The 13,515-nt window shown below is 64.2% G+C and carries 14 protein-coding genes; 7 read left to right on the top strand and 7 right to left on the bottom strand.

The window, feature by feature from the left end; genetic code table 11:
• Window positions 1-12: 12 nt before the first annotated feature.
• From ACK2SD_RS19170 to ACK2SD_RS19155, 4 genes are all read right to left on the bottom strand, one after another.
• Entirely contained in the window at window positions 13-1,044 is a 1,032-nt protein-coding gene (locus ACK2SD_RS19170) for an AbrB family transcriptional regulator (RefSeq protein WP_412460591.1), read from the bottom strand.
• A complete protein-coding gene (locus ACK2SD_RS19165; protein ID WP_412460590.1) occupies window positions 1,037-2,551 on the bottom strand; it encodes a tripartite tricarboxylate transporter permease in 1,515 nt (504 codons plus the stop codon). Before ACK2SD_RS19165 ends, ACK2SD_RS19170 begins: the two co-directional genes overlap by 8 nt.
• Window positions 2,552-2,554: 3 nt before the next feature.
• Window positions 2,555-3,013: a tripartite tricarboxylate transporter TctB family protein gene (locus tag ACK2SD_RS19160; RefSeq protein ID WP_029613905.1), complete on the bottom strand. Its 459-nt coding sequence runs from the start codon at window positions 3,011-3,013 to the stop codon at window positions 2,555-2,557.
• An 84-nt stretch (window positions 3,014-3,097) separates the two neighbouring features.
• On the bottom strand, window positions 3,098-4,078 hold the full coding sequence (locus ACK2SD_RS19155) for a Bug family tripartite tricarboxylate transporter substrate binding protein (RefSeq protein WP_039575844.1): 981 nt from the start codon (window positions 4,076-4,078) through the stop codon (window positions 3,098-3,100).
• Window positions 4,079-4,474: 396 nt separating this feature from the next.
• Here ACK2SD_RS19155 and ACK2SD_RS19150 point away from each other — a divergent pair, with 396 nt between their 5' ends.
• Together ACK2SD_RS19150 and ACK2SD_RS19145 are read left to right on the top strand one after the other, a co-directional pair.
• Window positions 4,475-5,146: a response regulator gene (locus ACK2SD_RS19150; protein WP_039575847.1), complete on the top strand. Its 672-nt coding sequence runs from the start codon at window positions 4,475-4,477 to the stop codon at window positions 5,144-5,146.
• Complete coding sequence (locus ACK2SD_RS19145) at window positions 5,139-6,518, top strand: sensor histidine kinase (protein ID WP_116887678.1); 1,380 nt, start codon at window positions 5,139-5,141, stop codon at window positions 6,516-6,518. Before ACK2SD_RS19150 ends, ACK2SD_RS19145 begins: the two co-directional genes overlap by 8 nt.
• A gap of 17 nt (window positions 6,519-6,535) precedes the next feature.
• On the opposite strand, the gene ACK2SD_RS19140 is transcribed toward ACK2SD_RS19145, so the two are convergent.
• Together ACK2SD_RS19140 and ACK2SD_RS19135 are read right to left on the bottom strand one after the other, a co-directional pair.
• Window positions 6,536-7,342, bottom strand: coding sequence for an HDOD domain-containing protein (locus ACK2SD_RS19140; RefSeq protein ID WP_412460589.1), 807 nt, complete (start codon window positions 7,340-7,342; stop codon window positions 6,536-6,538).
• Window positions 7,343-7,396: 54 nt separating this feature from the next.
• Window positions 7,397-8,338: a YgfZ/GcvT domain-containing protein gene (locus tag ACK2SD_RS19135; protein WP_412460588.1), complete on the bottom strand. Its 942-nt coding sequence runs from the start codon at window positions 8,336-8,338 to the stop codon at window positions 7,397-7,399.
• Window positions 8,339-8,473: 135 nt separating this feature from the next.
• Between ACK2SD_RS19135 and ACK2SD_RS19130 the strand changes: the two genes are divergently transcribed.
• Together ACK2SD_RS19130 and ACK2SD_RS19125 are read left to right on the top strand one after the other, a co-directional pair.
• The gene (locus ACK2SD_RS19130; RefSeq protein WP_412460587.1) at window positions 8,474-8,728 is read left to right on the top strand and encodes a succinate dehydrogenase assembly factor 2; all 255 of its coding nucleotides are present in this window, start codon (window positions 8,474-8,476) and stop codon (window positions 8,726-8,728) included.
• Window positions 8,712-9,170: a protein YgfX gene (locus ACK2SD_RS19125; protein ID WP_412460586.1), complete on the top strand. Its 459-nt coding sequence runs from the start codon at window positions 8,712-8,714 to the stop codon at window positions 9,168-9,170. The genes ACK2SD_RS19130 and ACK2SD_RS19125 overlap by 17 nt, the downstream gene beginning before the upstream one ends.
• Here ACK2SD_RS19125 and nadB read toward each other — a convergent pair.
• Window positions 9,157-10,761 (bottom strand): L-aspartate oxidase, encoded by a 1,605-nt coding sequence (gene nadB / locus ACK2SD_RS19120; RefSeq protein WP_412460585.1) that lies wholly within the window; start codon window positions 10,759-10,761, stop codon window positions 9,157-9,159. The genes ACK2SD_RS19125 and nadB overlap by 14 nt on opposite strands.
• A gap of 435 nt (window positions 10,762-11,196) precedes the next feature.
• On the opposite strand from nadB, the gene rpoE reads away from it, so the two are divergent.
• From rpoE to ACK2SD_RS19105, 3 genes are read left to right on the top strand one after another with little or no spacing between them, the layout of a single operon-like run.
• Window positions 11,197-11,778, top strand: a complete 582-nt coding sequence (gene rpoE, locus ACK2SD_RS19115; protein ID WP_003252049.1) for an RNA polymerase sigma factor RpoE — start codon at window positions 11,197-11,199, stop codon at window positions 11,776-11,778.
• Window positions 11,779-11,809: 31 nt separating this feature from the next.
• Window positions 11,810-12,403 (top strand): sigma-E factor negative regulatory protein, encoded by a 594-nt coding sequence (locus ACK2SD_RS19110; RefSeq protein WP_039575867.1) that lies wholly within the window; start codon window positions 11,810-11,812, stop codon window positions 12,401-12,403.
• 8 nt (window positions 12,404-12,411) lie between these two features.
• The gene (locus ACK2SD_RS19105) at window positions 12,412-13,374 is read left to right on the top strand and encodes a MucB/RseB C-terminal domain-containing protein (RefSeq protein WP_412460584.1); all 963 of its coding nucleotides are present in this window, start codon (window positions 12,412-12,414) and stop codon (window positions 13,372-13,374) included.
• Window positions 13,375-13,515 lie beyond the last annotated feature (141 nt).

Here is a 13,515-nt window from a genome sequence, read left to right as displayed (position 1 = left end):
GGCGCGCGGGGCTCACCCGCGTCTGCGCACCCAGTAACGGAACATCGGCTCCGCCAGGAACAGGACGAACAGCAAACGCATCACCTGCAGTGCAGTCACCAGCGGCACCGACAACTGCAAGGTCTCTGCGGTCAGGCTCATCTCGGCGATGCCGCCGGGCATCATGCCCAAGGTCAGCGAACGCAGGTCCAAGTGGCTGAACAGGCTCAGCACCCAGGCCGCGCCACCGGCGATCAGCATGCACAAGGCCGTGGCCACGAGGGTGCGGACAAGAAAGGCCGGGGCGCGACGGAAGAAGGCCCGGTTGAAATGGCAGGCCAGGCCGCTGCCGATCAGCCACTGGCCGATCTGACTGGCCCCATTGGGCAGACCGATGCGCAGATCGCCCGCCAGGCTGATGCTGGCGGCCACCAGCAACGGGCCGAACAACCAGGGGTTGGGCTGGCGCAGACGTTGCCAGAGCAACGCCACGCCGATGCTCAGCGGCGCGATCAGCGCCAACCAGCCCCAACTGACGCTGCCGGCGTGATCGAGCGCCACACCGTTACCCAGCAGCAGCTTGAACAGTGCCGGCACGCACAGCACCACGGCCAGCACCCGCAGGCTCTGGGCGGCGGCCACCTGGCTGAGCAGCGCGCCATTGCGCGCACCGAGGTTGACCATCTCGCCCGAGCCGCCGGGCATGCTGGCGAAGAATGCCGTGGCGCGGTCTTCGCCGGCTCGGCGCAGCAGCCAGACGCCGAACACGCTGGACAGGGTGGTCAGCAGGGCGCCGAAAAAGATCAGGCCAAAATGGCCAGCGACCTGCTCGATCACCTCAGGGGTGAAGTGCAGGCCGATGCCGATACCAATGACCCATTGTCCGCATTTGCGGCCGTTGGGAATTTCCGACAGTTGCCAGGGTGTCAGGCAGCGCACGGCGATGATCGCCAGTAGCGAGCCGACCATCCACGGCAAAGGCCAGCCGACCTGACTGGCGATGAAACCGCCCGTCAGGCCGACCAGCCCGGTTGCCCAGAACAGCGGCAACGACCGATCAGGCATCGGCCATGGCTCGGCGTTGCAGGCTGCGGCGGCGCCAGATACGCAGCAGCGGCAGGCTCATCATGCACAGGGTCAATGCCCACACGCCCAGGCTGATCGGGCTCGACCAGAGAATGCCCAGTTCACCGTTGGAGATCGACAGCGCCCGGCGCAGGTTCTGCTCCATCAAGCCGCCGAGGATGAAGCCCAACAGGATCGGCGACAGTGGGAAATCGAGCTTGCGCAGGATGTAGCCCATGATGCCGATGCCGACCATCAGGAACAGGTCGAAGGTGGTGGCATGCACGGCGTACACGCCAATCGCGGTGATGATCGCGATCAACGGCACCAGCGCCCAGTTCGGCACGGCGAGGATACGGGTGAAGATGCGGATCATCGGGATGTTCAGGATCACCAGCATGATGTTGGCGATGAACAGCGAGGCAATCAGGCCCCAGACGATGTCCGGCTGCTGCTCGAACAGCATCGGACCTGGCGTGATGTTGTACAGGGTCAGCGCACCGATCATCACGGCAGTAGTGCCCGAGCCTGGCACGCCGAGGGTCAGCATGGGCACCAGCGCGCCGCAGCACGAGGCGCCGATGGCGGTTTCGGGTGCGGCCAGGCCACGGGCGTCGCCTTTGCCGAATTTGCCGCTGGTGCCAGCGATGCGTTTCTCGGTCATGTAGGCCACGGCACTGGCCAGGGTCGCGCCCGCGCCGGGCAACACGCCCATGATGAAGCCCAGCAGACCACAGCGAATGTTCACCACGAACACGGAGGCCGCTTCCTTCATGTTGAACAGCATGCGTCCGGTGGCCTTGACCGCTTCGTGGCCATGGTGGGTCTTTTCCAGCAGCAGAAGAATTTCGCTGATGGAGAACAGGCCCAGCACCAGCACCACGAACTGGATGCCATCGGCCAGGTGCACGCTGTCGCCGGTGAAGCGGTACACACCACTGTTGGCATCGATGCCGACCGCTGACAGGAACAGGCCGATCAACGCGGCGATGAAGGTCTTCAACGGCTTGTCACCGGCCATCCCGCCCAGGCAGACGATGGCGAACACCATCAGCACGAAGTACTCCGCCGGTCCGAAGGCGATCGCCCATTTCGCCAGCAGCGGTGCGAACAGCACCATGCCGCAGGTGGCGATGAAGGCGCCGATGAACGAACTCCAGGCCGACAGCGACAAGGCCACACCGGCCAGGCCCTGGCGTGCCATGGGGTAGCCGTCGAGGGTGGTCATCACGGTCGAGGCTTCGCCGGGGATGTTCAGCAGGATCGAGCTGATCCGTCCACCGTATTCGCAGCCCAGGTATACCGCCGCCAGCAGGATCAGAGCCGATTCCGGCGGCAGACCGAGGGCGAAGGCGATGGGGATCAGCAGGGCCACGCCGTTGATCGGGCCCAGGCCCGGCAGCAGGCCGACCACGGTACCGATCAGCGTGCCGCACAAGGCCGTGACCAGATTGTACGGGCTCAGCGCGACGCCGAAGCCCTGGCCCAGGTAGCTCAAAGTATCCATGTGTCAGTTCTCCAGTACGCTCAGCAGACCCAGGGGCAGGGGCACGTCCATCATCCGGTCGAACAGCCAGTACAGCAGCAGGCTCATGGCGACCACCACCACGGCGCTGTGCAGCCAACTGCCGCCGTACAGGCGCGCCATGGGCACGCCGACGAGCACGGCGCTGAGGATGAAGCCGAGCGATTCGAAGGTTGCGGCGAACAGGATCAGCAGGCCGATGCAGGCGACGATCTTGGTCAGGGTTTCGCGATCCAGGGCCGGTTCATCGTCCTTGCGCACGATGGGCGTGGGGCGGATGGCCAGGTACAACAGGCCAAGCCCCATCAGACCGAGCATCAGCAGCGGGTAGGCCCGTGGGCCGACAGGTTCGTAGGAGAAAGCGGCCTGATAGGGCCAGGCCATCACGGCCAGGGCCGCGCAGACCGCGAGCATGGCCAGGGCGAAGAGGCGTTGCAGGATCATTGCTGAGTCCTCAGTGAACGCGGAGCCTGTGGCCGCAGCGAAGGATCGCCGCGGCCACAGGAAGCGCTGAAAGGTCGTGGTGGCTTACTGGATCAGGCCGAATTCCTTGGCCAGGGTCTTGTAGTCGGCCACTTGCTTCTTGACGTAGGCGTCCAGCTCTTCGCCGGTCATGGCGAAGGGGAACAGTTCGCGCTGGTCACGCAGCTTGGCGAAGTCTTCCGAGGCCAGCAGCTTGTCGAACGACGCTTTCCACCAGTCGTATTCTTCATCGGTCACCTTCGGCCCGAGGTAGAAGCCGCGCACCACCGGCCAGACGATGTCGTAGCCCTGTTCACGGGCGGTCGGAATGTCCTTCATCTCCGGCTCGTCCAGGCGGTTTTCCGAGAACACCGCGAGGATGCGCATGTTGCCGCTCTGGATGTGCGGCATGGAGTCGGAAATATCGGTGGAACCGACCTGGATATGGCCGCCGAGCAGGGCGGTGGCGATCTCGCCGCCGCCTTCCAGGGCTACGTAACGCAGGTCGCGCGGGTTGATGCCGGCAGCCTTGGCGATCAGCGCGGTCTGCATCCAGTCCTGGCTACCGACCGTGCCACCGGAGCCGATCACCACGCTGCCTGGGTCCTTCTTCAGTGCTTTGACCAGGTCATCCAAGGTCTTGTAGGGCGAGTCGCTCTTGACCGCGATGGCGCCGTAGCTGGTGCCGACGGCGGCCAGCCATTTCACGGCGTTCTCGTCGAAGCGGCCGAACTTGCCCTGGGCCAGGTTCAACAACGAGCCACTGGACCAGGCCACCAGGGTGCCGGCATCCGCCGGGCGCTGGGCGACCACGGCGTTGTAGGCCACTGCGCCGACGCCGCCGGGCATGTAGGTCACGCGCATGGGCTTACTGAGGATCTTCTCCTGCACCAGAGCGCTCTGCGCCAGTTTGCAGGTCAGGTCGAAGCCGCCACCGGGCGAGGCCGGGGCGATGCATTCCGGGCGTTTGGGTTCGGCGGCCAGGGCGTTGCCCGCCAGCAGCAGGCAACCGGTGGCCAGGACGAGTCGGCGCAGTGAAGGGGTCATGATAGGTCTCCGTGAACGTTGTTGTTATGGGGTGTCACAGGGTCAGGCGTGTGCTGATCGGCAGGCGCACTTCATCGCCAACGGTCAGGTCGCGGTACTTGCAGGGGAGTGCTGAGGGCTGTGTTCGAGCGGGCGCGCTGGGCGAGCCTCGGGGTGCGACCGGACAGGAACCGGTTGGGATGCAGAGACGGCATCGTTGTCTGACTCCGTTTATTGTTCTTATTCGTTGCACCTTGCTGGTGCTTTATTGGGCGCGTGGAGCGACCTTGGGGCGATGCTAGGTAACGAACCTTTCGCCAACCTTTCAGCGTGAAAGGTTTGTAACCCAGGGGCTTCACAGGCCCGGCGACAGCGGTACACTCCGGGCCACTGTCCAATCCGAGCAGGAATAAACCGATGCGTGTGCTGCTGGTCGAAGATCACCTGCCGCTGGCCGACAGCGTGGCCCAGGCGCTCAAGAGTCACGGCCTGACCGTGGACGTGCTGCATGACGGCGTGGCGGCCGACCTGGCCCTGGCCAGCGAGGATTACGCCGTGGCCGTACTCGATGTCGGCCTGCCGCGCCTGGACGGCTTCGAGGTGCTGGCGCGCCTGCGCGCCCGTGGCAAGACCCTGCCGGTGTTGATGCTGACCGCACGCAGCGATGTCAAGGATCGGGTCCATGGCTTGAACCTGGGGGCCGACGATTACCTGGCCAAACCGTTCGAACTGACCGAGCTCGAAGCGCGGGTCAAAGCCTTGCTGCGGCGCAGCGTGCTTGGCGGCGAGCGTCAGCAGCGTTGTGGGCCGCTGGTCTACGACCTCGACACTCGACGCTTTACCCTGGGTGACGACGCGCTGACCCTGACCTCTCGCGAGCAGAGCGTGCTCGAAGCGTTGATCGCTCGTCCCGGACGGGTGATGAGCAAGGAGCAACTGGCCGCCCAAGTGTTCGGTCTGGACGAGGAGGCCAGTCCCGACGCCATCGAGATCTATATCCACCGATTGCGCAAGAAACTCGACGGCCATTCGGTAGCCATCGTGACGTTCCGTGGGCTGGGCTACCTGCTCGAGCACCGCGATGCGTGACGCCGGCAGCTTGCGTGGGCGCTTGCTGGGCAATCTTGCGCTGCTGCTGGTGGTGTTGATGCTGGCCAGTGGTCTGAGCGCCTACTGGAATGGCCGCGAAGCGGCCGACACGGCCTACGACCGGACCTTGCTGGCGTCGGCGCGGACCATCGCTGCCGGGCTTTCGCAGCGCGACGGCACGCTCAGCGCCGACGTACCCTACGTGGCACTGGACACCTTCGCCTACGACAGTGCCGGGCGCATTTACTACCAGGTCCTGGACATCGACCAGAAGCTGATCTCCGGCTATGAAAAGCTGCCGCCGCCGCCGCCGGGTACGCCGCGCACCGACGATTACCCGGCGCTGGCCCGCTTCTACAACGCCACTTATCTGGGCCAGGACGTGCGCGTGGTCAGCCTGCTCAAGGCTGTCAGCGAGCCGAACATGAACGGCATGGCCGAGATTCGCGTGGCCGAGACCGAGGAGGCGCGGGTCAGCATGGCGCGCAGCCTGATGGCCGATACCCTGCTGCGTCTGGGCATGCTGGCGCTGGGTGCGCTGGTGCTGGTGTGGTTCGCGGTCAGTGCCGCCTTGCGCCCGCTGGAGCGGCTGCGCACGGCGGTGGAGGAACGTCAGCCCGACGATTTGCGTGCCCTGCCGGTGGTGCAGGTGCAGCATGAGCTGATGCCGCTGGTGGGCGCCTTGAATCATTTCACCGAGCGCTTGCGCGGTCAGTTCCAGCGCCAGGCGCAATTCATCGCCGACGCTGCCCACGAGTTACGCACGCCCTTGGCGGCGCTCAAGGCGCGTGTCGAACTGGGGTTGCGTTCGCGAGAGCCGCAGCAGTGGCACCAGACGCTGGAGGCGGCGGCGCAGGGCACCGATCGCCTGACCCACCTGGCCAATCAGTTGCTGTCGCTTGCGCGGGTGGAAAACGGTGCTCGGGCCATCGCCGAGGGGGGCGCTCAGCGCCTGGATCTCAGTCAGTTGGCGCGTGAACTGGGCATGGCCATGGCGCCGCTGGCCCATGCACACGGGGTCGCTCTGGCGTTGGAAGCTGAAGCGCCGGTGTGGCTCAAGGGCGAGCCCACCTTGCTCAACGAACTGCTGAGCAATCTGGTGGACAATGCCCTGGCCCACACACCCTCCGGCGGCAATGTGATCTTGCGGGTACTGGCGCCTGCGGTGCTGGAGGTGGAGGACGATGGTCCGGGTATCCCTGAGGATGACCGCGAGCGGGTGTTCGAGCGCTTCTATCGGCGCAGCGCGCAGGGCAGTGGGTTGGGGCTGGCCATTGTCGGCGAGATTTGCCGGGCGCACCTGGCGCAGATCAGTCTGCATGATGGCGACAACGGCGGTCTTAAAGTGCGGGTGAGCTTCATCGCCGACTGAAAAGGGCGGCTGGGCGCTTAGCGCAGCATGTCACGGGCGTCGAGCAGCTCGCTCAGGTCCAGGTCCTTGCCTTCAGGCAAGCGCAGGTGACGGTAGGCGGCCAGCGCTTGCGGTGCCTGGTCCTGATCGCGCAGGCACAGGGCGCGGGCGATCTGCACGATACCGATGTAGTCGATCTTGTCGCTCTGACGCGTCAGGTCCTGGACCTGGCTGGGCAGGCGCACCAGTTGCTCGGGAAAGTCCCAGGCGCTGAGAATCTTGTCGCCCAGCACGGGCTGGATCTGCTCGATGACGAACTGCAGGCACACCGGGTCGGACAGCAGTTCGTTGTGCTCTTGGGCATAGATCAGCACGGGCAGGGCGCCGATCTGGTGCACCAGGCCGCCGAGTGCGGCCTGATCCGGCTTGAGATGGGTGTGACGGCGGCAGATCTCGTAACTCACCCCGGCCACTTCCAGGCTGGTCTCCCAGATAGTGCGCAGGGTTTGCTCCACGGCAGGGGCGCGCGCGTGGAAGATCTGCTCGATCACCAGGCCGATGGCCAGGTTGCAGCTGTAGTTGACGCCCAGGCGGGTGATTGCGGTATGCAGGTCGGTGACCTCGACCAGCGCCCGCAACAGCGGGCTGTTGACTACCTTGATCAGGCGCGCCGACAGCGCAGCGTCGCGTCCGATCACGCGGCTCAGGGCGGCCACGCTGATCTCGCTGTCTTCAGCCGCCTCACGGATGCTCAGGGCCACTTCAGGCAGTGTGGGCAGCACCAGGTCGTCGTTCTCGATGGCCGCCAGTAATTGCGCTTGAACCATCTTGGCCAGCTTGTTCATGAACATCTCTACCGCAGTGGTGGGGCTGCCCCGCACGGCGGCGGGGCCGGCTGGTCAGCGCTGAATTTCCCGGTCGCGGTCCAGTTCGTAAGGCAGGTCCAGCACCCTCAGGCGCGGGCCTTCGAGACTGCCCAGGTGCAGGTTGTCGTCCGCCACTGCTTCGGCAGTAAGCACCGCCAGCAGTTCCACGCCATGTTCGGCAGGTGCGGCGATCACCACTTCGCCGACCGATGAACCATGGGTAGGGGAGAAGATTTCGCTGCCAGGAACAGGGGCCTGTTCCTCGTCCAGGGCTAGCCGATACTGGCGACGTTTGAGCTTGCCCAGGTACTGCATGCGCGCGACGATTTCCTGGCCGGTGTAGCAGCCTTTTTTGAAGCTCACGCCATCGACGGCCTGCAGGTTGATCATCTGCGGGATGAACAGCTCACGGGTCTGCTCCATCACCTGGCCGATGCCCGCACGGATCTGGCCGAGCAACCAGGCCGCCAACGGCGCTTCGGGCACGGCCTCGGCGAGCGTCGCGCTCACCTGGGCGGCGCGCTCGGCGGGCACCCAGAGTTCTGCGCGTCCTGGCGAGACGGCAATGACCATCAATCCCTCGTTGCGCAGGGTGGTGCCGGCGCCCTGAGGCTCCTCCAGCCCCAGTGCCTGCAGCGCAGTGCCCGCGTGCTGCAGGCCGAAGCGGGCCCAGGCGTCGCTTTCGTCGGTCAGCTTGGCCTTGGAGAAGACTGCGTATTTCTTCAGGTCTGCCAATTGCGGTTCGAGCAGTTCGCGGGTCATGGCCAGCAGGAAACCGTCGCCTTCGGGCAGGATGCGGAAACTCGATTGCATGCGGCCTTTGACCATGCACCGAGCCCCCAGGCTGGCATGCTCAAGGCTGAGATAGTCGAGGTTGCAGGTCAGTTGGCCTTGCAGGAACTTACCGGCGTCGGAGCCGCGTACGGCGAGAATGCCCTCGTGGGACAGGGGGCAGAAAAAAGCGGAGTCGGCCATGGGTCATCGCGGTCGCTAGAAAGACTGGCGGCCATCATAGAACGGCAGTAACAAAATAGGTAGGTGAGCAGATCAATGCCCCGTGCCGCTGCGGTTGCGGCGCGCTATACTGCGCGACCATTCGAGGAGGGCCCCATGGTCGAACAAACTGAACTCAATCGGCTTTTCTGGCATAGCCGGCGTGGCATGCTGGAGCTGGATGTACTGCTCGTTCCCTTCACTCAAGAGGTCTACCCGAGCCTGAGCGAAGCGGATCGCGAACTGTATCGCCGCCTGTTGACCTGCGAAGATCAGGACATATTCGGTTGGTTCATGGAGCGCACCGAGTCGGAAGATGCGGAGCTGCAGCGCATGGTTCGCATCATTCTGGACCGTGTCCAGCCCAAGTGAGCGGTTCGAGTGCCGTTGGCAAGGCTCGCGCCTGCTGCTGACGGCCTATCTTGCAGCCCAGGGGCTCGTGTTCCTCACCTTGTGGTGGAGTGCACTGCCCTGGTGGTTGTCCATCAGCCTGCACTCCCTCTGCATGGCTCACGCCTACTGGACGATCCCTCGGCGTATCCTGTTGACCCATCCCGATGCCATGAGCGGCCTGCGTCGCGACGCGAGCGGCTGGCAGTTGTTCAGCCGTGCCCATGGCTGGCAGCGGGTCGAGTTGCGCCGCGATAGCCTGGCGCTGCCTGCGGTGATCGTCCTGCGCTTCGTTCGTCAGGGCCGCCGCCTGAGCGAAAGCCAATGCATTCCTTTCGATGCGCTGCCCGGCGAGGAGCATCGCCGGCTGCGGGTGCGCCTGAAATTCAGTCGGCGGCGCTGGGCTCGGCTCAGCGCGGGCTGAGCACGGTGTCCTTGGCGGTTTCCAGCAGTGCGGGGTAGTCGAGGGTGTAGTGCAAGCCGCGACTTTCCTTGCGCTGCATGGCGCAGCGGATCATCAGTTCGGCCACCTGCGCCAGGTTGCGCAACTCGATCAGGTCACGGCTGACCTTGTAATTGCTGTAGAACTCATCGATCTCATCGAGCAGCAGCCGCACGCGATGTTCGGCGCGTTGCAGGCGCTTGCTGGTACGCACGATCCCCACGTAGTCCCACATGAAGCGTCGCAGCTCGTCCCAGTTGTGCGCGATGATCACGTCCTCGTCCGAGTCGGTGACCTGGCTGGCATCCCAGCAGGGCAGGGCGGTCGGGGACGGCACCTGCTCCAGGTGCGCCTGGATGTGCGCAGCCGCTGCGCGGCCATAGACGAAGCATTCGAGCAGCGAGTTGCTGGCCATGCGGTTGGCGCCGTGCAGACCGGTGAAGCTGGTTTCGCCGATGGCATACAGGCCCGGGACGTCGGCGCGACCGCGCTCGTCGACCACCACGCCGCCACAGGTGTAGTGCGCCGCGGGTACCACGGGTATGGGCTGGCGGGTGATGTCGATGCCGAAGGTCAGGCAGCGCTCGTAGACGGTGGGGAAGTGACTCTTGATGAAGTCGGCAGGTTTGTGGGTGATGTCCAGATACACGCAATCCACGCCCAGGCGTTTCATTTCATGGTCGATGGCGCGCGCGACGATGTCCCGTGGCGCCAGTTCTTCGCGGCGGTCGAAGCGCGGCATGAAACGCTCCCCGTTGGGCAGGCGCAACAGCGCGCCCTCACCGCGCAGGGCTTCGGTAATGAGGAAACTCTTGGCTTGGGGGTGATAGAGGCAGGTGGGGTGAAACTGGTTGAACTCCAGATTGGCCACCCGGCAACCGGCGCGCCAGGCCATGGCGATGCCATCGCCACAGGCGCCATCGGGGTTGCTGGTGTAGAGGTAGACCTTGGCGGCGCCGCCGGTGGCCAGCACGGTGAAGCGTGCGCCGAAGGTGTCCACTTCGCCACTGTGGCGGTTCAGCACATAGGCACCCAGGCAACGGTCGCCGCTCAGGCCCAGGCGCCGCTCGGTGATCAGGTCGACGGCCACGCGTTGTTCGAGCAACTCGATGTTCGGACGTTGCCGCGCCTGCGCCAGCAGCGTCGTGAAGATCGCTGCCCCAGTGGCGTCGGCGGCATGGATGATGCGGCGGTGGCTGTGTCCGCCTTCGCGGGTGAGATGGAACTCGAAACCGCCATCATCCACGCCATGCTGCTCGTCACGGGTAAAGGGCACGCCCTGCTCGATGAGCCACTCGATGGCCTCGCGGCTGTGCTCCACAGTGAAGCGCACCGCGGCTTCGTGGCACAGGCCGCCGCCGGCGTCGAGGGTGTCTTCAACGTGAGACTGCACGGTATCGCTGTCATCGAGCACGGCGGCGACCCCGCCTTGTGCCCAGTAGGTCGAGCCGTTGGCCAGCTCGCCCTTGCTCAGCACGGCGATGCGCAGATGAGCCGGGAGGTTCAGTGCCAGGCTGAGACCGGCGGCGCCGCTGCCGATCACCAGGACATCATGTTGGAATTGTTGGCTCATGTCGGGACACTAGTAACTGGGGATGGGGGGCGGCACAATAGTCATGCGCGTATGGCATTGTGAAACTATCGTGAATCCGGTCGGGCTGTCTTTATAGCAGTCTCCAGCGCCAGATTTCCAATGGCGGGACTGCATGTCCAGCCCGGCTGTGGGAACTTTCCGGCACCACGGGAAATCTTAAGCAGGCTGCCCGTCTTTCACCAATGCCAAAGCGATGCAGGACGGCGGCGCTATCCAGGCTGGCACCTGTGTATCTGAAACACCGATTATCGACGCAGCCGGCTGCGACCGCGCTGTGCCTTTTTCGTGCGAGCCGACCAGAGGCCGCAGGAAACTTGCTTGGAGGGGAGAACTTTTGCGCAAAGGCCGAGTCTATGGTTGCAAGCCTGAACGATGGCTTTCGCAACGCTCCTTTGAGTTCACTGAGGAGTGTTCATGCTAACCCAGGAAGAGGATCAGCAGCTTGTCGAGCGCGTGCAGCGTGGTGACAGGCGAGCGTTCGATCTGTTGGTGCTGAAGTATCAGCACAAGATTCTCGGGTTGATCGTGCGTTTTGTTCACGACACCCATGAAGCGCAAGACGTGGCGCAGGAAGCCTTCATCAAGGCCTACAGAGCGCTAGGCAATTTCCGCGGTGACAGTGCGTTCTACACGTGGCTGTACCGCATCGCCATCAACACGGCGAAGAACTACCTGGTGTCCCGTGGAAGACGGCCGCCAGACAGTGATGTCAGCTCCGAGGATGCGGAGTTCTACGACGGCGATCATGGCCTCAAGGATCTCGAGTCACCAGAGCGCTCGTTGTTGCGGGATGAAATCGAGGGCACTGTCCATCGCACCATCCAGCAACTACCGGAAGACTTGCGTACGGCATTGACCCTGCGTGAGTTCGATGGCCTGAGTTATGAAGACATTGCCAGTGTCATGCAATGTCCGGTGGGTACCGTGCGCTCTCGAATTTTCCGCGCTCGGGAGGCCATTGACAAAGCCCTGCAGCCCCTGTTGCAGGAAACCTGAGACAGCGGCGACAGCCAAGAGAGGAACCGCCATGAGTCGTGAAGCTTTGCAGGAATCGCTGTCCGCGGTAATGGATAACGAAGCGGACCAACTGGAATTACGTCGCGTGCTGAACGCCGCCGACGATGCCGAAACCCGTGCCACCTGGTCGCGTTACCAAGTGGCTCGCGCAGCCATGCACAAGGAGCTGCTGCTGCCCAACCTCGACATCGCTTCGGCCGTGTCGGCCGCGCTGGCTGACGAAGCTGCGCCGGTGCAGGCCAAGCGTGGAGCATGGCGCAGTGTCGGTCGTCTGGCCGTAGCTGCCTCGGTGACCGTTGCCGTGCTGGCCGGTGTGCGCCTCTACAACCAAGACGAGATCACCGGTGCCCAGCTTGCCTCGCAGCAGCCTGTACAGCAGGGTGTCAGCGTGCCACAGGTGCAAGGTCCGGCCGTACTGGCGGGCTACACCGAGAGCAGCGACCAGCCGACCGGCCCGATGGCCAACGGCGTGTTGCAGAATCAAGCCGGTTGGGATCAGCGTCTGCCAGGTTACCTGCGCCAGCACGCTCAGGAGTCTGCGCTGAAGGGCGCTGAAAACGCTCTTCCTTACGCTCGCGCCGCTAGCCTGGAACCTGCCAAGTAAGGAGGATCATGCGCGCGCTACCTCTCCTGGCGCTGCTGTTCGGCGGATGCATGTCGGTGCCGGTGTTGGCGGCCAATTCCTCGCCAGAGGCGGGTGAATGGCTGTCCAAGCTGGCACAGGCCGAGCAGAAGCAGAGCTACCAGGGCGCCTTCGTCTACGAGCGTAACGGCAGTTTTTCTTCCCACGATATCTGGCATCGCGTCCAGTCGGGCAAGGTCAGCGAGCGGCTACTGCAGCTCGATGGCGCTTCCCAGGAAATTGTGCGCGTCGACGGCAAGGTGCAGTGCGTCAGCGGTGCACTCGCCGACGGTGTCGGGGCACCACCCGACGCGACTGCGCGTGTCCTCGATCCGCTCAAGCTGATGAGCTGGTACGACCTGAGCATGGCGGGCACGTCCCGCGTGGCCGGTCGAGATGCCGTGATCGTCACCTTGACGCCTCGCGATCAACATCGCTATGCCTTCGAATTGCATCTGGACCGTGAAACCGGCTTGCCCCTGCGCTCGTTGATGCTCAACGACAAGGGTCAATTGCTGGAACGATTCCAGATGACTCGACTGGACACCGCGAACCTGCCCAGTGACCGCGACCTGCAACCCAGTGCCGACTGCAAACCGGTGGCGCCGGAGCCGGGAGCCAAGTCCGAGTCGGTCGCTGGCTGGCGCTCCGACTGGCTGCCCCCGGGCTTCGAGCTGATCAACAGCGCAGTGCGCACCGACTCTGCGGATAAGCGCTCGATCAGCAGCCTCATGTACGATGACGGGCTCACCCGCTTCTCGGTGTTTCTCGAACCTATCGACGACAAGGGCACCGACACGCGTGTGCAGCTCGGCCCAACGGCAGCCGTTTCGCGACACCTCAACACGCCTTCGGGCAAGGTCATGGTAACGGTGGTCGGTGAAATTCCCCTCGGTACTGCCGAGCGTGTGGCATTGTCGATGCGGCCACAGGACATCCAGGCACGGCAATGATTGGCGAGGACGTTTCGTACGGCTAGTCCAGCGTGCGTCTGACATCAAATTAAGGCATTGTCATTTGCAATCGACCGGTAAATTTTCTATAGGTCAGACTCTCCGGGGTCTGGCCTTTCCTGTATCTGCAGAGGCCGTTCT

The sequence above is a fragment of the Pseudomonas sp. SC11 genome, assembly GCF_047039205.1.
Lineage (GTDB): Bacteria > Pseudomonadota > Gammaproteobacteria > Pseudomonadales > Pseudomonadaceae > Aquipseudomonas > Aquipseudomonas boreofloridensis.
Note: the sequence above shows the minus strand (reverse complement) of the source record. Positions and strands in the feature narration are given on the sequence as shown.